The sequence below is a fragment of the Paenibacillus sp. D2_2 genome (assembly GCF_031199965.1).
In the GTDB taxonomy this organism is placed as follows: domain Bacteria; phylum Bacillota; class Bacilli; order Paenibacillales; family Paenibacillaceae; genus Fontibacillus.
Map to the genome: position 1 here is coordinate 5,342,120 of NZ_CP133605.1, position 17,924 is coordinate 5,360,043.

Sequence of the window (17,924 nt, forward strand, 5' to 3'; positions counted from 1 at the left end):
TACAATATCTCCTACATTCCACTAATTCACTGTTCCATAGGGGGCACCAAATGATTCAAAGGAGATCAAGAAACCTGCTTCTCGCCGGGGCTTATCTGGTCGGTCTAGGGCTTGCCCTATATTGTGAGTCGCATGAACTGCGCCTTATTTTCAGCATCTCATTGTCGTTCACAAACGTAATCCTACTCTTATTACTCCGCTGCTATGGCAATATTTACGGTATTGCTGCATCTATTCTTGTCTATGGCATGTCCATATTCATGTGGGACAGACCTTATATTGTGCTGCTGTCTCTGCTTGAGATCATTGCCATTGGCCTTTCTCTAAAGTGGAGTAAGAGAGACCGAATGCTGCGCACGGATGCGCTGTTCTGGACTATAATCGGTATCCCCGCCATTTTCCTGAGCTATTGGGCGATATACCATACTGTCACCATGGAACTATGGCTGCTGATCACGATTTCTGCGACCAACGGGCTGTTCAATGTGATGTTCGCTGATATCATATGGAAATACTTGCCTAAACGCTGGCTTAAGCCGGGAATCTCGTTCCGGAGAGAGCCGCTATTTTTCAGTAAAGTGTTGTTCCATATTATCATTGTATCCATTGCATTACCGTTTCTTATTTTTATCTTAAATAATAGCTGGAGCAGCTATGCTTCAGTATCGCAGTATTCATATAAGCTAGCAAGCAGTGCGGCCAGCTCAATATCTAAAGAATTATCCGCCTTACAACAAATGAAAAGCCAGTCACTGTCCACGGAAGATTACCGGATCTACATCCAGGAACTTACACAGCAGCCTGTATCGGACGGATACTATCAGATCGCTATCATCGACCATAACAACTCCATCATTGCCTCCAGCCATGCTCCGATTCCGTTAGAAGGCTCCCATTACGATATCGATTCACCTCATGAAGCCAGCCAACATGAATTCTATATGAATGTTCCTAACTATGAAATACAGATCTTTCCGATTCAAGGATGGAATGAAGCTTCCTATGTATATAAAATACCACTAGAGTCAGAGTCGCCAGAGGCGCTGCAAATGCTAATTTATGTCCCGATGAAGTATGATCAAGAACTGATCTATAAGCAATTTTTGATCCAGTTCTTGAGTCTACTCCTGTTCGTTATCTGCGGCTCGACGATCGGCCAGTGGTTGAACCACCGCCTGCTGCGCGGATTGACACAGTTGGCCACCCTGACGACGGATCTGCCCGATAAGCTGTATACAGCCCAGAAGATCAAGTGGCCAGAAAGCTCAATCTACGAAATTCGCTCACTGATTCACAATATCAAATATATGTCCGGCAATTTAATTCATATGTTTCAGAATTCCCTCAAGAATACTAGCCTGTTGGAGGAACAAACGACAAGGCTGCTGAAATCAGAGAAGAAGCTGCTTCATTTGGCGTACTATGATGAATTGACCGGGCTACCCAATCGTCTTCATTTCCAGGAATACATCAAGACACTCGGACTCGACAAACCACTCGAGAATCCAGAGGATTCACCTGCCTTTGCCATCATGTTCGCCGATTTAAACCGATTCAAACAGGTCAATGACACGCTCGGGCATGCCATCGGCAATGAACTTCTACATGATATAGCCCAACGCTTCTCTAGAATTATATCCGAGCAATGCAAGGTATTCCGACTTAGCGGCGATGAGTTCCTGTTCATCCTTCATTACGAGCGTATTTCCGATGTTCAGCAAATCGCCCAGACCATTTGTGATATATGTGAGGAACCGTTCGAAATTAATGGAAGGGCTCTCTACATGTCAGTTAGCGTCGGTATCAGTGTATATCCCTACGATGGGAACAATATCGATGCCGTCATGCGTAACGCCGACATTGCGATGTATGTAGCCAAAGAGCAAGGCGATGGTCTGTATCATTTCTATGACAGCTTGATTGAGAACCAGCGCGAGGAGAATATGCGGCTCGAGAACGAGCTGAAGAACGCTCTTCTGGAAGGTCAATTTAAACTCTATTACCAGCCCAAAATCGATGCTGCATCAGGCGAAGTGATCGGAGCAGAAGCACTGATCCGTTGGCTCCATCCGGAATATGGTATGGTGTCTCCTGCCAAGTTCATCCCGCTCGCGGAGAATTCCGGGGTCATCCTTGATATCGATGAATGGGTGCTGCGGGAAGCCTGCCGCCAGAACAAAATCTGGCAGTTGCAAGGAATGCCGCGCTTCCCTGTCGCCGTCAATATTTCCGCCCGGCATTTCTATCAGAGCGACTTGATTCCGGCGATTACCCGAATTCTTCAGGAAACTGGCTTAGAGCCTAAGTATCTCCTGCTGGAGATTACCGAGGGGACGCTTATCAGAAACGTTGAGTATGGCGTGCGGATGATGGAGGATCTGAAGAAAATGGGTATTCACATCTCCATGGACGATTTCGGAACCGGCTATTCTTCGCTTAGCCAATTGGACCGTCTACCGATCAGCGAGATGAAGCTGGACCGCTCTTTCATACAAGGCATTACTGAAGACAGTAGAAAATCCTCTATTGTACGTGCCGTCATCGAGCTAGGGCACTATATGGATCTGAAGGTTGTTGCCGAGGGAATTGAGTCCCCGGATGAACTCAAATATTTGACCAAGTTGGAATGCGACCAATTCCAGGGCTACCTATTCAGCAAACCTCTGCCTGAGCTGGAATTCTCTAAATTCGTGCTTCGGTGGGATGGCAGTTCAATTCCGGCAGATGGTTCCGCCTCCACAGGATAACAGTTTACGGATGGGGTTGCCATCCGTTACAATCCAATTAGATATGAAATTTCATGCGCTTGCAACTAAGCTCGACGTCTAATTATTCGTCTAAGGGAGGCTTATTCAGCGGCATGAAATTGAGAAATTGGAAAATCAAGAAGAGATATATTTATTTAAGCGCGGCCTTGCTTCTACTCGTAGGAGCAGGCCTCTATATGTATTGGAGGTTTGAGCCCTCCGCCCACTTTCGTAATACCGATATTCCAGTGCTGGCCATACCCGAGGAGGATTCAACATCTCCAAAAGTACAGAACGAGGCGCAGACAGATCCTTCACCTCAAAGTTCCACTCCAACCTATAATTCCTCCCAACAGACTAGCTTCAATATTCTGATCCTCGGGACCGATGCTAGGGACCACGAGGCATCACGAACCGATGTCATCATGCTTGCTCACGTTAATTCCGATAAAAAAACGATTAGTCTGATCTCCATCCCTCGCGATACACAGGTTAACATTGCCGGGGTCGGCTATACCAAGATCAATCACGCCCATATCCTCGGAGAAATGAAACACGGTGATTCCCATTCCGGTACACTAGCCTCTATTCAGGCCGTCAGCAATCTCTTCTCCTGCTCTATCAACTACTATATCAAGACTGACTTTGAAGGCTTTGAACATTTCATTGATACCATCGGCGGACTCGATGTTCATCTGGATAAACCAATCAAGCTGACATATGGTGATCAGACCTTCCCTGCAGGAGATAATCACCTTAGTGGTGCTGAAGCGCTCAATCTCGTGCGCGAGCGTAAGTCGCTGCCCGGAGGCGATTTCGGCAGACAGGCCAATCAGGCAATGGTGCTAAAAGAAATCATGCATACCGTTATTAAACCCCAGAACATCACCAAGCTTCCCTCCTTAATCAGCCAGGTAAGGGAGGATATTCTTGACACAAACTTAAGTGATAGCGATATGATCAGTCTGGCCTGGATGGCCAAGGACGTGAAGGAAGACGATCTCCAGTATGTGCAGTTGCCTGGCCACAGTGGTAAAGCAATGGATCCGATTGTCAAATCCGAGCTGTACTACTGGATTCCCGATATGGATGAATGGGCTAAATCTTCAGAACATTTATTAGAAGATTAAGAAAGCAAAGAACCCCTACAAAAAGAATAGAAGCCCCTCTCGCCGTTATTTACGGAAGAAAGGCTTCTATTTTTTATGTAGGAGATGGATTAACAGCGTATTGGTTACGCCCGCTCCGCTTGGCCTCATACATCGCTTCATCGGCCAGATGAATCATCTGATCCAAATCTTCACAGTCGTCCGGTGGACAATAGATTCCGATACTAGCCGTCGCTTGAAGCGGATGCTGATTGCAATGGAACGGTGCTGCCAGGCTAGTAATAATCCGCTGCGCTACTGTACTAGCGTGTTTCTCATCACTATTAGTGAGCAGAATCAGAAATTCGTCCCGCCAAGCCGGCAGATCAGATCACTCTCTCTGATTTGCTGGAAGAGACGCTTGGCAATCTCCTGCAATAACCTATCCCCAACATGATGACCGTATGTATCATTAACGTCTTTGAAATTGTCCAGATCGATAAACATTAATGCCTTGTTATTGGTACCGTCACTACTATACTGCTTAAGTCGCATATGGAAATATGCACGATTCGGAAGCCCGGTCAGATCATCGTGATACGCCAAATACTCCATGCGCTCCTCGCGTTCCTTGCTCTCTGTAATATCGATCAATACCCCTTCGAGATGGACGAGGTGACCCCTTTCATTCAGCTGTGGAGTACCACGAACCTGAACCCAGCATATGTCTCCCTTTATTCGGCGTAGCCTGCATTCCAACAAAACCTCTCTCCGCCCAATAATCATCTCCTTCTGGGAATGCTGCACGAGCGGTATATCCGCTGGATCCACAAGTTCAAGCAAGGACCGGAAATCCGTGAACGTATCTGCAGGCAGACCTGTCAGCCTTGTGATCCCGGGTGATAGACTGAGCCGAGATGAGCCTAAATCGTAGACCCAGGTCGTAATATCGATATTCTCCAGAATATGATTGAGGCTTGTAAGACCATGCTCAGATTTGCTCCATCTTCCCTTTACGAGATTAATGAGTACCCAAGAGAATGTCATCACGTACAAGTCGAATATAACGGCATAGACTAAGTCACTGCGATCTGAACCGGCGACCATCTCAGCCCGAAACAAAACTCTGGACCAATACGTTGCAGTTATTAAGTACAGAAGACCCGAGAGTATTACAAGGCGGATATCAAGATAGATCAAGCTCACTAGTATTGCGAAGCCTAACAGAATGAAGTTAAGCGGATTCAATCTGATGGCCATCAAAGATAAAAGAAACAAGTAAGGGGAGCAGATCATCAGAAGCATCGCAACCACTGGGTAGCGACGACATAGTACTAGCAGCACTATGACGCTCCCCAATGCGATGCTTAACGGCATAGATAAATCAGCAAAGCCCCCGCCTGTAAGGAGATGTCCCCCTAGCGATACCAAGTAGAATCCGCTTAATATTTTCAATAATATATTATTTTTGGAATGAACATCATGCACCCTGTTCACATCGATCCACACTCTCAACAGAAATATAGTCAAAAAGAACTAGTTTTTATCCACTTTCCATATTACACCTTATTTATAGATATAGATACCTTTTCCTGTAAAATCATGCTCTATTCCGCGGATAACACTATTTTTTCTTTCTAAATCCTTCTAGCCTCGACCGTGACTTAAGTCCCTGTTTAGGCCGTTTCATTACTCTATAGATATTAAAAAAAGACCACTAACAGTGGTCTCTTTCCTATGATAAGCAAACTTAAGGAATATATTGTTGAACAATCGAAGTGATCTGACCTTTCTCGATCGTAATATGATACGGGAAATAGCTTAGATCGAACAGGTCACTCTGGCCAAAAATATGAATGAATTTCTCCAAACTGACGGGTTCATTCCACGATATATCACTGTCCATCCCGCCGCGATCATAAATCTGCATCAGCACTTCAGCATTAGCAGCGACAGGATAAGTTACCAGAGTATCATCAGGATTCACAATATAGTAGCCATCCAAAGGGCCATCAATATCGGCATCCGGTTCATATTTGACAAAGGCTTTTTGTGCGGCCTCTCCCTCATACCATTCAATCGGATCAACCACAGCATGAACACCGCTCTTATCGGAACGAAGCTCATGTATGTACACTGTCTCAGTCTGTGTGCCAGGCTTAGCAACAAACGGTTTATATTCAGGCTCTGCAGCTTCGGAATTCGATACCATCGAAGACGACATTACGATAATCAGAAGCAGAGGCATCAACAACAAAGCAATTTTCTTCATATTTCTCATCCACCTTTTTCAGTTCAGAACAGTACCTGTTATTACTATCTCCATTATATTACCTAAGGGGAAAAAGGATCACAACAAAGTTAAAAGGGGTGACAAAATCTTAATTCAAAAAAATTAGGGAAATTCGTCCCTTCTTCTGGTACATTTGAAATAGTCCTAAGGATACATATATAAAATATGGTAAAGGAGTTCTTCTAGCATGAGTAGTAAACAACCCTCCACTAAAGTTGCCTTAATCACCGGAGCAAGCCGGGAATCGGAAAAGCCATCGCTCTTGAATTCGCTAAGGCTGGGATCCATATCCTGATTAACTACTATGGGGATGACAAAGAAGCACTTGATGTCAAACACCAGGTAGAAGGCTACGGCGTTCAAGCAGAGTTATTCCATGGAGATGTTAGTGATCCGCAGCAGGTACAGCAGATGTTCGCCGAGCTGGACCGTTTATTCGGTAAGATCGATATCCTTGTTAACAATGCAGGAATTGCGAAGACCGCCAAAATCACGGAGATGACCAATGAAGAATGGGATCGGATGATCCGCATTCATCTATACGGTGCTTTTTATACCTCACGGGAGGCCGCCCGCCGGATGTTGCCGCAGAAATCGGGCAAGATCATTAACGTAACCTCCGACCTGGCCAGCCATGGCGCTGCCGAACTGTCGCACTATGCCGCCGCCAAAGGCGGTGTCACCGCTCTGACCAAATCATTGGCCCGCGAGTTGGCTCCTCATATCCTTGTAAACGCTGTAGCACCCGGAGGTACCTTTACGGATGTCCGTTCTTCCCTTGAGGAGAGTCATAACAATTCCCGATATTTACTGGGACGTCTAGCATTCCCACAGGAAATCGCCAAGTCGGTTCTCTTCCTCACCTCGGACGATGCTAGCATGTTCACCTGTCAAGTACTGGGAGCAAACGGCGGCAGCGTCATGAACGGATAGGCTTTGATTCCATAATCATTATGGCTAGTGTCACCGAGCACCTCTTGACCCGCTCTTAGAAGCGGATTGAGAGGTGTTTTTTAGAGTAATCTATAATATCCTTGTTCTATGCAACGTTGCTCTGGATTAACGAGGTAAAGCAGATGTTTGAAACGTTCACAAATCCGTAATAAATTTATAGTGAAAGGTCAATTTATCGGGAAGGAAGTAATCAGTATGCGCGTAGGAATTCCCAAGGAGATTAAAAATAACGAGAATCGAGTCGGCATTACACCTGCCGGAGTAAAAACGCTCGTTAATGCCGGACATGAGGTTGCCGTAGAAAAATCAGCAGGACTTGGTAGCGGCTTCAGCGATGAGGAATATCGGACTCACGGAGCAGTCATCATGGATCATGCGGCAGAGGTATGGAATTTTGCGGAAATGATCATGAAGGTGAAGGAGCCGCTACCCGAGGAATTTAGCTTCTTCCGAGAAGGCTTGATACTCTTCACTTATCTTCACCTCGCTCCTGAACCGGAACTGACCAAGACATTATTAACCCAAAAGGTACGGGCTGTCGCTTATGAAACCGTGCAATTGAATGACGGATCACTACCGCTGCTCACCCCAATGAGCGAAGTAGCTGGACGGATGGCTGTGCAGATCGGTGCGCAGTTCCTCGAGAAGCCTTATGGCGGCAAAGGTGTGCTACTCGGAGGGGTACCTGGCGTGCAGCAGGCTGAGGTCGCTATTATTGGCGGTGGTGTCGTCGGTACGAATGCGGCCAAAGTTGCGCTAGGCATGGGAGCACATGTGACTCTGCTCGATCTCAATGCCAATCGATTAAGATATCTGGATGATATTTTCGAAGGAAAGGTCGCTACGCTTATGTCCGATTCATACCATATCGAACAAGCAGTAGCTAAAGCGGACCTCGTCATCGGAGCAGTGCTTATTCCAGGCTCCAGAGCGCCGAAGTTGGTAAAGGATTACATGGTTCGGCAGATGTCAGAAGGCTCTGTCATTGTCGATGTCGCGATTGATCAAGGCGGTTCTATCGAGACAATCGACCGTGTCACGACACATGCTGATCCGACTTATGTGAAGCATGGCGTCGTCCATTATGCCGTTGCCAATATGCCGGGAGCTGTCGCTCGTACGTCGACGCTCGCCCTAACGAATGTAACGACTCCCTACGCACTTAAGATAGCTAATCAAGGGCTGGAAGCCTGCGCCAAGCTCCTCCCTGAAGTTGCAAAAGGCATCAATGTCTATGACGGTCACATTACGAATGCGGGCGTAGCCGACAGTCTCGGGTATTCATATACCAAGATCGAGGAATTGTTCTAACCTCTACCGTGGTCATTTCTGACGTTCAGGCAGCAGATGCTGTTCTGCTTGCCTGAACGCTCATCAGCCCTCCCCTTTTTTTATCAGTTCTTCCTATGATATATTATTTACATACCCTGCTGGGTATGCCATTAGAGGTAGTTCTACTCTTAATAATATTTCGAATCTCGAAATCTCAGGAGGGATGGATTTCATGACACAAGATATCCAGTCAACATCACAATCTACAAGCTTATCCGAGATTCCATTCTCCGTACTGGATCTCGCTCCAATTACCGTAGAAAGCACAGCAGCGCAGTCGTTGAAAAATACGTTAGACCTTGCCCAGCATGCTGAGAAATGGGGTTATACCCGCTACTGGCTTGCCGAGCATCATGGCATGCCTGGGATTGCCAGCTCGGCGACATCCCTCGTCATCGGCTATGTAGCCGGAGGTACCCAGACAATTCGCGTCGGCTCCGGCGGGGTAATGCTACCTAACCATGCCCCATTGGTCATTGCCGAGCAATTCGGTACCCTCGAATCGCTGTACCCTGGCCGCATCGACCTCGGTTTAGGCAGGGCGCCCGGATCTGACCAGCTAACTTCCTACGCCCTACGACGCGGATCTGGCAGCGATGGTCAGGATTTCCCACAGCGACTGCGCGAGCTGCGCGAATACTTCAAGCCTGATTCCCAGTCATCGCTGCGTGTCCGAGCCATCCCTGGAGAAGGTCTTGATATCCCAATCTGGCTGCTCGGCTCTAGCGGCTTCAGTGCCAGGTTATCTGCGGAGCTAGGCTTGCCATTTGCATTTGCCAGTCATTTCGCACCGGATTATCTGCTAGCCGCACTAGAGCTATATCGCAATCAGTTCACCCCCTCAGAGTCGTTACCTGCACCGTACGCCATGATCGGGGTTAACGTCGTCGTTGCCGATACCGATGCTGAAGCCGAGAGGTTGGCCACATCGCAGGCTCAACAATTCCTCAGCCTGATCCGCAATCGTCCTGGTCAATTGCGACCTCCAGTGGATGATATGGATTCGATCTGGACCGCCCATGAGAAGGCGCTCTTCGAGAAGCAACGCGCTTATGCAGCTGTCGGCTCACCTAATACAGTACGACAACGGCTGAACGATATTTGGCAAGAGACGAGAGCCGATGAGATCATCGTGGCCTCGCAAATCTATGACCATTCAGCCCGCCTACACTCTTATGAGCTGCTTGCTCATGAAGTCATTGGGATTAAACAGCAATAATCCCATGCTTTATGACCAGATACAAAGAAATGAACGAGCCTCCGCCTGATCCGGCGAGGCTCGTTCATCTTTTAACCCATAAAAAAACGTATAATATCAAAAATTTATCGTGATCTTTCAAAATCTCTTTCTACTATAAATGTGGTAGTATGAAATTTAAGAGGTTCGAGCATTTCTATTTATTAGTGCTGTTTAAAAAGTCAGACTTTCAGCACCGAGATGGTTGGATGAAGATAGGGACTGGGAGCGGAGCGTAGGCAAAACCTACGTGAGCACCGGAAGGCCCGGCTGAATTCAAGATTCGATGTCGAATAAGCTCTCAGTGTTACTTCGTGATCAAAGGGGGACTTTTTAAACAACCTCTATTACATATCAGACGATTAACCATCGTGGCAATTCTATCTCACTATCGTGAAGGAGGATTCTTCGTTATGAGTATTTTACCCAAACATGCTTCTCTGGAAGGAAAGACAGCCGTCATTACAGGTGGTTCCGGCGTACTCTGCCAAGCCATGGCTCTAGAACTCGCGAGACAAGGCGTGAAAGTAGCGATTCTGAACCGTACACAGGCAAAAGGCGAGCAGATCGTAGCCCAAATTGCAGCTGAAGGAGGCACAGCGATTGCCATATCCTGCGACGTTACCGATGAGGACAGCGTAAAACAGGCTGAGCAAGAAGTAACCCGCCAATTCGGCCCTTGCGACATTCTGATCAATGGAGCTGGCGGCAATCAGCCAAGCGCGAATACCACAAATGAAACCTATCGTGAAGAGGATCTAGCAGACGCTAATGTAACGAGCTTCTTCGATCTGAGCTTCTCTGGGGTTCGAAAGGTATTCGATCTCAATTTCGTCGGCACCCTGATTCCGACACAAATTTTCGCTCGTGGCATGATCCATCGCCCCGGGGCAACGATCCTGAATATCTCCTCAATGAGCTCATATAGCCCGATGACCAAAGTACCTGCTTACAGCGCAGCTAAGGCTGCTATTAATAACTTCACCCAGTGGTTGTCCGTTCATCTGGCTGATGCCGGAATTCGAGTCAATTCGATCGCGCCCGGGTTCTTCCTGACTGAACAGAACCGTGACCTGCTGACCAACAAGGACGGATCGCTTACAGAGCGTTCCCACAAGATTATGACGCACACACCTATGCGCCGCTTTGGCGTTCCTGAGGATCTACTAGGAACGATGCTATGGCTGGCTGACTCGGATACATCAGGCTTCGTAACCGGAACGGTAATCCCGGTTGACGGCGGCTTCATGGCTTACTCCGGGGTATAATCCACACATAGAAAAGAACCTTCAAGTCAGCAATACGCTGAATTTGGAGGTTCTTTTTATAACAATATCTAGCCCCGCTCTAACCTTGCAATCCACTTAGAAAATGCCTAATTGACTCTATATTCAAACCAATCGAAATAGGCAGGAACGGTACTTGCTTCACTTCGGCCAGTGGCATACAATCCGATAACCACCCCGGTAAAGCATAATTTCTCCCGTCCGTTACCCCTTCCGGCGACAAGCAATAAGCTTCACCCATACCTAGCGAGACCCAGCTGTCCCCATCCAACGAATACAACATTTCATATTCCGTGATGTCAGCCTTGATTTTCAAATGCACCCGATCGACTTCCACTGGTACCTCAGCTTTCACTTTGGTCTCCCCGCCAATGGTTAGATGGGCTGCGATCAATCTTTGACCATCGCACTGTTTTAAGCAAATTTCGTAGTGAGCGCGCTCGTCTCTCCTTGCACTTCAGCCGCCTCTTCCCCGTCCGCTGCCGTCTTAAACTCCAACAAGGTACTCCACTCTGCCTGGATGTGCTGCTGCCTTCTGCCTACGAAGGAGATTTGACTCACATCGCTAAGTCCTGCAGCTTGGCCGTACAATGAGAGCCATCCGGTCCTGTCATTCAGCGACCAACTGCCGTCGGCCGGATTTCGAACTGAAATCCAGGACAAAGATAGCTTGGAATGATTGAAATCGTCTTTGCCCTCATATACAGGCATATCGGTTACTCCAGCTACGCGCTCAGCCGTCATTTCCAGCTTGACAGTCCCCTCATTGTTATCGATCATAGGCCAGCCTTGATCATTCCAGGTAACCGGAGCTATAAAAGTCTCTCTTCCAAGTACACTATAGCCTGTTTCCGTTAACCGTACACCGAGGAATACGGCCCACCAATCACCATTGCCGTCTTCCATCAAATCTGCATGACCCAAATACTGAATCGGATGCTCTATCCGGTTATGAGTCAGAATCGGTTCCGGGAACCGCTCAAATGGACCATACGGACTACTGGAGTGGCCGATAATCTCGCGATGCTCCTTGGCGGTTCCGCCGGACGCGGACATAATGTAGTACATTCCGTTGATTTTATACAGATGAGGACCTTCCGTCCATGGCCCACCGTCGCCAGTCCAGATCACTACCGGTTCTGTCAGAGCTTCCCGGTAGCAATATCGATCTCATACTGGATGGCATGCGAATCGTAATCTGCTCCCTGCTGAGTCGTAACATAGACTTTACCATCATCATCGAACATGAGTGACGGATCGATTCCGCCATAAGGAATCCGAATCGGATCGGACCAAGGACCAGCCGGATTATCAGTAGTAACATAGAAATTACCGATCCCGCGTACATCAGTCGTGATCATATAGAAAATTCCCTCATGATACCGGATTGATGGGGCATATATTCCATCGGAGCTACGCCGGTTACGAAGATCAAGCTGGCTGATACGATCCAGTACATGACCGATCTGCCGCCAATGGATCAGATCGCGGCTATGAAAGATAGGCACCCCCGGAAAATACTCGAATGAGCTGCAGACCATATAATAATCGTCCCGGCTCTAGTAACGCTCGGATCAGGATAAAATCCCGGCAGTACCGGATTAGAATATCGAATTGACATATCTATTCTTTTACACTCCCTACGTTCAGACCAACCACAAAGTATTTCTGCATGAAAGGATATACTAGCAAAATTGGTACGGAAGCTACGACGGTTACTGCTGCTCGAATCGACAGAGGCGTTACCATTGATGCAGCAGCATCCTTGCTCATTCCTGCTCCATTTGCCACCGCTGGGTTGCTATTCGCATTCATACTAGATGAGAGCAGCTTCATCAACTCATATTGTAGAGTGCTGAGTTCTTGTTTTGAAGAGGTATAAATAAATGCATCAAACCAGGAGTTCCATGCCCCTACGGCAACAAACAAAGCAATCGTAGCCAATACAGGTTTACAGAGCGGGAATATGATACTCATAAAGATCTTAAATTCGCCAGCCCCATCAATTCTTGCCGACTCGATCAGACTCTCCGGAATCGTCCCGATATAGGTGCGGATGACGATCATGTTAAAGGCGCTGATCATCGAGGGAACGACATAAACCCAAAACGTTTTAATCAAGTGCAGGTCCTTCATCAAGAAATATCCTGGAATCAGACCAGCGTTAAAATACATCGTTAGGATAAAAACAAGAGTGATTGGTTTTCGAAATACGTATTCCGCCGGCTGAGCGTATAAGCAAGCATCGTTGTCAGGATTATGTTCAACACTGTAGAGAGTAACGTTCTCGCTACGGATATCCAGAAGGCTTGGTAGATCGTGCCTGAAGCAAATATGGCTTTATAGTTCTGCCAGGTAAACTCTCTTGGCCACAAATATAATCCGCCGCGGATGGTATCATTCCCTGCATTTAGGGATACAACGATCGTGTTCAGGAACGGATACAAGGTAACAATAACAAGCGAGATCATGAAAATAATGTTAAACGTATTAAAAAGGAACGGCTCAATGCTCCCTCTTCTGATTCTTCTATTCACTGCGGCAGCGGATGCTGGCCCAGGATTGATGGTTTGGTTCGCCATAGCTATAACAGCCTCTCTTCCCCTAGTCGTTTCGCGATCCAGTTGGCAAAGAGCAGCATCGTCACGCTTACGACCGTTTTAAATATACCGGCAGCAGTAGCTAATGAGTAATTACCTTGCTTAAAACCGTAGTTTAAGACGAAGATGTCTACCGTCTGCGACCAGTCCACAACAAGTCCGTTACCTAGTAAGTATTGAACTTCAAATCCGGCCTCCAATATGTGACCGATGGACATGATCAGCAAGATGACAATCGTAGGCTTAATACCCGGTAAAGTGATGTGATACATTTTACGATAGCGGTTAGCTCCGTCGATCTCAGCAGCTTCGTACAGTGCCGGATCGATCGATGCCATAGCAGCTAAATATATAATCGTATTCCAGCCAACTTCTTTCCACACATGCGAGGCTCCGACAATTCCCCAGAAATATTTACCTTCACTGAGCCATTGAATCGGTTCTTGAATGAGGTGGAGCTTGAGCAGAACATCATTAATGATTCCATCGGAAGCTAATGATGTCGCTACAATCCCGGTTACGATAATCCAGGACAGAAAATGCGGAAGATATGAAATTGTCTGTACGGTTCTTTTCCAAAATATTTTTTTGATCTCATTCAACAACAGAGCAAGGACAATTGCGGTTACAAATCCAAGGATAAGGTTAATAACACTCATCGCAAGTGTGTTGCGAAGTACTTGCATGAAGTTATCGTCTTTAAATAGAAATTCAAAATGCTTGAACCCTACCCACTTCTGCTCGCTGAAACTTTTAGCTGGTTTATAGTCCTGAAATGCCATCGACCATCCCCAAATCGGGACATAGGCGAACAACATAATGTAAGCGAGCAGCGGCACCGACATATATATCAGCTGTCTCTGGCTTTTGATAAGGGCCCCAGTGATCTTGGGCTTCCGGACGGTGCGGTCTTTCTTTAATGTCTCATCCATAGTATTTTCTCCCCAGAACCTATTATTTCGGAAAGTGGAAGACAAAGACTGTCCTCCACCTTCCCGATTTAACGTCTCTAGCTTATTTAACTGTCCAGGTATCGGTTCTCCACTTAATGATTTCATTGATACGGTCTTCATACGCTTTGATGTTCAGTTTACCGAGTTCCTTAGTGTAATCATCCCATACTCCATCGAAATCTGCCGGTTTTGCCAGAATAGCCTTAGGCAAGTATTTCGTGGACAATTCGTTCTGCTTCGTGTTGACGATCTTTGCTTCGGATCCGTCTACCAAATCGATGGACCAAGCCGGATATGCGATATCATTTTCCGGTGCCGGGCTAAGAAGTCGACATAACTGTTGTAGCCATAAGCTTCAAGGAATTTCTTATCGTAATCCTTCAAACCAGCTTTGTATTCTTCAGGCTGCGCAGCGGCGTCAGTAGCGTTACCGTCAGCGAAGTAACCTTCCATTTTAGGCATGAATTTGAACAGCATCTTTGCTTTATTACCCAATTCCCATGTTGCATCTGTAAAGTTATGGCGCTGTTCTTCCGTTTTCATGTAACGACCTTGGTCATTGACGTAGTAGTCTTCGCCTTCAATACCCCAAGTGAGAATCCGTTGCCAATCTTCCTCAATTAACTTATCCAACAGCTTAATAATTTTTACTGCTTTATCCTTGGCATTGATGCTTACACCAAAACCGTTGTTCAGGTTAAGCGGCGGACGATCCTTATAGTGGTCCTTGATACTCGTATCATATACGAGTGGCAGACCTACATAAGTTCTATCAAGTTTCTCCTGAGTAATCAGGGAATTCTCTGCATCTTGAAAGTTCCAGTGCTGGTCGAACATCCCGAGAACCGCGCCACTGGATATCTTCGCCATATATTGGTCAAAGTTCTGTGTAAATGCTTCTTTATCGATCAAACCTAACGAATTGACTTCATTCAGCTTCTGATAGTACCTCTTCGCATAGTCCTTGTCGGCGAAAATTTGCGCTACACCGTTCTCAACAACAACCCCGCCATCGTTCGGATGACCGATCAAATGTTGCGGTGCGTTGAAGAGCCCCAGTTTCTCCAGTCATAGTTCAGAATCTCAAACCCAATCGTCGGAGTTCCATCGATCGTTGGATGCTTCTCCTTGTATTTCGTGAGCAAATCAAAATATTCATCTAACGTTTTAATTTGAGGATAGCCTGCTTCCTCCATAACAGCCTTTTGAACCCAGAAGGCCGGACCAGAGTACCACGTACTAGCAGGGTCAGCGTTATATACGCCATAGTTCGGAAGAATATAGATATGTCCATCGTTCGGGTCTTTCATCATGTTCCAGTACTTCTCATAGTGCTTCTTCAAATTAGGTGCATACTGTTCGATTAGATCTTCCAGAGGAATATACGCGCCTGCTGCCGTCAGTTTAACGTTACCCGTCATCATGTCAGGATAATCGGATCCAGCAATCATTACGCCAAGCTTCTGGTCAATGTCGCCTGCCAGGAACTCGAATTTAAAGGATGCTCCCGTCTTATCCTGAATCATCTTGTAAATCTTGTTGTCAGCTGTTGGCTGTTGGCTAGCTTCACCGATGAACACTGAGATTTCAAATGGTTCCACTGTGTCTCCAGCTTTCTCCACAGCTGCCTGTCCATTATTATTTGCACCCTTTGTGGTATTCTTCGCGGTATCCTTCGTGCTGTTCCCACCACCGCAAGCAGATAAGACGAGGCCAAGCGAAAGCAGCAGCAGCATGCTGAACCGGAGTACAGATTTTTTGTTGCCCCCATTTAATGCACCTCCGAAATGTTTTAGTTACCCAAAGGAAATTGTAAGCCCTTTCAATAACTTATTTATATTGTAAAAGCGCTGCCTAAAGGCGACTATGGCACAATTAAAGCATTACCCCCAAATATTTTAGAACTTAACATTCTTATATTGGTTAGGCGACATTCCCATTCTGCGTTCAAATTGCTTCGCGAACTGTCCATAACTGTTGTATCCGACCCGCTCCGCGATTTCACTATTCTTATAATGATGGTCATGCAGCAATCTAACGGCTTCCTCGATTCTAAGCTTATGTATCATGTCGTTGAAGCTTAATCCATTCCTCTTGATCAGCAGTTGGCCTAAATAGACCGGATGAAGAAGAACACTTCTGCCAGTTTCTTGATCGTCAGACCTTCCCGATAATGCTCTTGGATATACTGATTAATCTCAAATATGACACCCTGCGCCCGCTGAGACTGCTCCTTCAATAATAAATCGATCACTTCCATACCACTGGCTCGTAAGCGCCCTATCAACTGGTCTAAATTCAGAACACTACCTGCAATTTCATACACTCCATACTTCTCTAAAATTGCTTCCTCCGAAGTATCCTTGACTATACTAGTAAGCTCTGCGATTCTATACATCGTATGGACGACGATCTTCTTGACGATATCCGGTTCCGTTGAAGAACTGAGGAAAGCTTCCTGGGATCTATTCACAGCTCCAATGAATTCATCTTGGTCCATGATTTCAACAGCCCGTAATATCGTATCCATAAGCTGTAATTGATCATAAGGATGACTGAACTGCTTGCCTTCATTGTCCCGATAGAGTGCTAAACTATCATAATTGAGATCGTAGAACTTATATTTTACGGCGGACTTTGCGGTGCAATAGCTTCGTCCGATTTCCAATAGCGATGACTGGCTGAGCCCTGCCCCGATAAATATACGCTGGCCCTTATAAGTTTCAGCGATCTCCTTGATCTTACACCAGCTATTACTCTCAAATTCATCTCCAGTAAATCCATAGATGATGGCTAGATAGCCCTGATCGGCTTCGATCAGGAACATGGATGAAGTAGCCGAGATGACAGACAATACTTTCTCTCTCAGTTCAGTCAGAAGAGGCGCATCCACCTGCAGCAAGCATATATTCCAATGCTCTTGCAGAGCTGATATTCCCCGAATCATGACCTGCTCTCCTTCTTCTAACGGCTGTACCATCATCAGCTTCTTCAACATGGTGATCGTCTCTTCATAATCTGCGAGCCGCTCCAAGTGCTGCCTCTTTGATCTTCGCATCAACTCCGCACGGATGTCGTACAGCTCTTTCTCCGCCTCTTCTGCAATTAGCGGCTTCAAAAAATAATGGTGAACCCCGTATTGCATCGCCTTCTGAGCGTATTCGAACTCGGAATACCCGCTAACTACAACGAAGCTCACCTCTGATTTGCCTTGTTCCCGCCAAGCCCTGATCATCTCAAGACCGCTCATAATCGGCATATTCACATCTGTGATCACTAGATCAGGCTTTAGCTCACGAATCTTCTCCAATCCCTTCATTCCATTGTCACAGGTTCCGCAGATTTCAAAGCCTATTTCCTCCCAAGGGACCCACATCTCCATCCCCTCGAGTGCCCCCGGTTCGTCATCGATTAACAGTACTTTGAATGCCATA

The 17,924-nt window shown here is 46.5% G+C and carries 13 protein-coding genes and 4 pseudogenes; 6 read left to right on the forward strand and 11 right to left on the reverse strand.

Features of this window, described 5'->3' with window-relative positions:
* Positions 1–50 precede the first annotated feature (50 nt).
* On the forward strand, positions 51–2,747 hold the full coding sequence (locus tag RE628_RS27365; RefSeq protein WP_309156503.1) for a putative bifunctional diguanylate cyclase/phosphodiesterase: 2,697 nt from the start codon (positions 51–53) through the stop codon (positions 2,745–2,747).
* A gap of 113 nt (positions 2,748–2,860) precedes the next feature.
* Positions 2,861–3,877: an LCP family protein gene (locus tag RE628_RS27370; protein ID WP_309156505.1), complete on the forward strand. Its 1,017-nt coding sequence runs from the start codon at positions 2,861–2,863 to the stop codon at positions 3,875–3,877.
* A 73-nt stretch (positions 3,878–3,950) separates the two neighbouring features.
* On the opposite strand, the pseudogene RE628_RS27380 reads toward RE628_RS27370, so the two are convergent.
* Both RE628_RS27380 and RE628_RS27385 read right to left on the reverse strand, forming a co-directional pair.
* Positions 3,951–5,212 (reverse strand): annotated as a pseudogene (locus RE628_RS27380) (diguanylate cyclase domain-containing protein).
* Positions 5,213–5,585: 373 nt separating this feature from the next.
* Entirely contained in the window at positions 5,586–6,107 is a 522-nt protein-coding gene (locus tag RE628_RS27385; protein WP_309156506.1) for a hypothetical protein, read from the reverse strand.
* A gap of 315 nt (positions 6,108–6,422) precedes the next feature.
* Here RE628_RS27385 and RE628_RS27390 point away from each other — a divergent pair, with 315 nt between their 5' ends.
* The 4 genes from RE628_RS27390 to RE628_RS27405 all read left to right on the forward strand — a co-directional run bounded on the left by RE628_RS27390 (position 6,423) and on the right by RE628_RS27405 (position 10,919).
* Positions 6,423–7,061: an SDR family NAD(P)-dependent oxidoreductase gene (locus RE628_RS27390; protein WP_309159594.1), complete on the forward strand. Its 639-nt coding sequence runs from the start codon at positions 6,423–6,425 to the stop codon at positions 7,059–7,061.
* A gap of 216 nt (positions 7,062–7,277) precedes the next feature.
* Entirely contained in the window at positions 7,278–8,393 is a 1,116-nt protein-coding gene (gene ald / locus RE628_RS27395; RefSeq protein ID WP_309156507.1) for an alanine dehydrogenase, read from the forward strand.
* Between the two features lie 193 nt (positions 8,394–8,586).
* Positions 8,587–9,633 carry an LLM class flavin-dependent oxidoreductase gene (locus RE628_RS27400; RefSeq protein ID WP_309156508.1) on the forward strand — a complete coding sequence of 349 codons (1,047 nt, stop codon included), beginning with the start codon at positions 8,587–8,589 and terminating at the stop codon, positions 9,631–9,633.
* 431 nt (positions 9,634–10,064) lie between these two features.
* Positions 10,065–10,919, forward strand: coding sequence for an SDR family oxidoreductase (locus RE628_RS27405; RefSeq protein WP_309156509.1), 855 nt, complete (start codon positions 10,065–10,067; stop codon positions 10,917–10,919).
* A gap of 107 nt (positions 10,920–11,026) precedes the next feature.
* Here the strand turns inward: RE628_RS27405 and RE628_RS29910 are convergent, their stop codons facing one another.
* From RE628_RS29910 to RE628_RS27445, 9 genes and pseudogenes are all read right to left on the reverse strand, one after another.
* Positions 11,027–11,113 (reverse strand): beta-xylosidase family glycoside hydrolase, encoded by an 87-nt coding sequence (locus tag RE628_RS29910; RefSeq protein WP_375143143.1) that lies wholly within the window; start codon positions 11,111–11,113, stop codon positions 11,027–11,029.
* 83 nt (positions 11,114–11,196) lie between these two features.
* Positions 11,197–11,331 (reverse strand): annotated as a pseudogene (locus RE628_RS29915) (hypothetical protein); the annotation flags it as partial.
* 20 nt (positions 11,332–11,351) lie between these two features.
* Positions 11,352–12,068: a family 43 glycosylhydrolase gene (locus RE628_RS27415; protein WP_309156511.1), complete on the reverse strand. Its 717-nt coding sequence runs from the start codon at positions 12,066–12,068 to the stop codon at positions 11,352–11,354.
* Between the two features lie 11 nt (positions 12,069–12,079).
* The gene (locus tag RE628_RS27420; RefSeq protein WP_309156512.1) at positions 12,080–12,478 is read right to left on the reverse strand and encodes a family 43 glycosylhydrolase; all 399 of its coding nucleotides are present in this window, start codon (positions 12,476–12,478) and stop codon (positions 12,080–12,082) included.
* 82 nt (positions 12,479–12,560) lie between these two features.
* Positions 12,561–13,519 (reverse strand): annotated as a pseudogene (locus tag RE628_RS27425) (carbohydrate ABC transporter permease).
* Between the two features lie 2 nt (positions 13,520–13,521).
* A complete protein-coding gene (locus RE628_RS27430) occupies positions 13,522–14,469 on the reverse strand; it encodes an ABC transporter permease (RefSeq protein WP_309156513.1) in 948 nt (315 codons plus the stop codon).
* An 82-nt stretch (positions 14,470–14,551) separates the two neighbouring features.
* Positions 14,552–16,226: pseudogene (locus RE628_RS27435) on the reverse strand (sugar ABC transporter substrate-binding protein).
* A gap of 162 nt (positions 16,227–16,388) precedes the next feature.
* Complete coding sequence (locus tag RE628_RS27440; RefSeq protein ID WP_309156514.1) at positions 16,389–16,559, reverse strand: helix-turn-helix domain-containing protein; 171 nt, start codon at positions 16,557–16,559, stop codon at positions 16,389–16,391.
* A 41-nt stretch (positions 16,560–16,600) separates the two neighbouring features.
* On the reverse strand, positions 16,601–17,923 hold the full coding sequence (locus RE628_RS27445; protein WP_309156515.1) for a response regulator: 1,323 nt from the start codon (positions 17,921–17,923) through the stop codon (positions 16,601–16,603).
* Position 17,924: the final 1 nt, after the last annotated feature.

Excerpts from the sequence above, each read along its gene's own strand:
- RE628_RS27365 (WP_309156503.1), top strand. The coding sequence starts at position 51 with ATGATTCAAAGGAGATCAAGAAACCTGCTTCTCGCCGGGGCTTATCTG.
- RE628_RS27370 (WP_309156505.1), top strand. The coding sequence starts at position 2,861 with ATGAAATTGAGAAATTGGAAAATCAAGAAGAGATATATTTATTTAAGC.
- RE628_RS27385 (WP_309156506.1), bottom strand. The coding sequence starts at position 6,107 with ATGAAGAAAATTGCTTTGTTGTTGATGCCTCTGCTTCTGATTATCGTA.
- ald (WP_309156507.1), top strand. The coding sequence starts at position 7,278 with ATGCGCGTAGGAATTCCCAAGGAGATTAAAAATAACGAGAATCGAGTC.
- RE628_RS27400 (WP_309156508.1), top strand. The coding sequence starts at position 8,587 with ATGACACAAGATATCCAGTCAACATCACAATCTACAAGCTTATCCGAG.
- RE628_RS27405 (WP_309156509.1), top strand. The coding sequence starts at position 10,065 with ATGAGTATTTTACCCAAACATGCTTCTCTGGAAGGAAAGACAGCCGTC.
- RE628_RS27420 (WP_309156512.1), bottom strand. The coding sequence starts at position 12,478 with ATGGTCTGCAGCTCATTCGAGTATTTTCCGGGGGTGCCTATCTTTCAT.
- RE628_RS27430 (WP_309156513.1), bottom strand. The coding sequence starts at position 14,469 with ATGGATGAGACATTAAAGAAAGACCGCACCGTCCGGAAGCCCAAGATC.
- RE628_RS27440 (WP_309156514.1), bottom strand. The coding sequence starts at position 16,559 with ATGATACATAAGCTTAGAATCGAGGAAGCCGTTAGATTGCTGCATGAC.
- RE628_RS27445 (WP_309156515.1), bottom strand. The coding sequence starts at position 17,923 with ATGGCATTCAAAGTACTGTTAATCGATGACGAACCGGGGGCACTCGAG.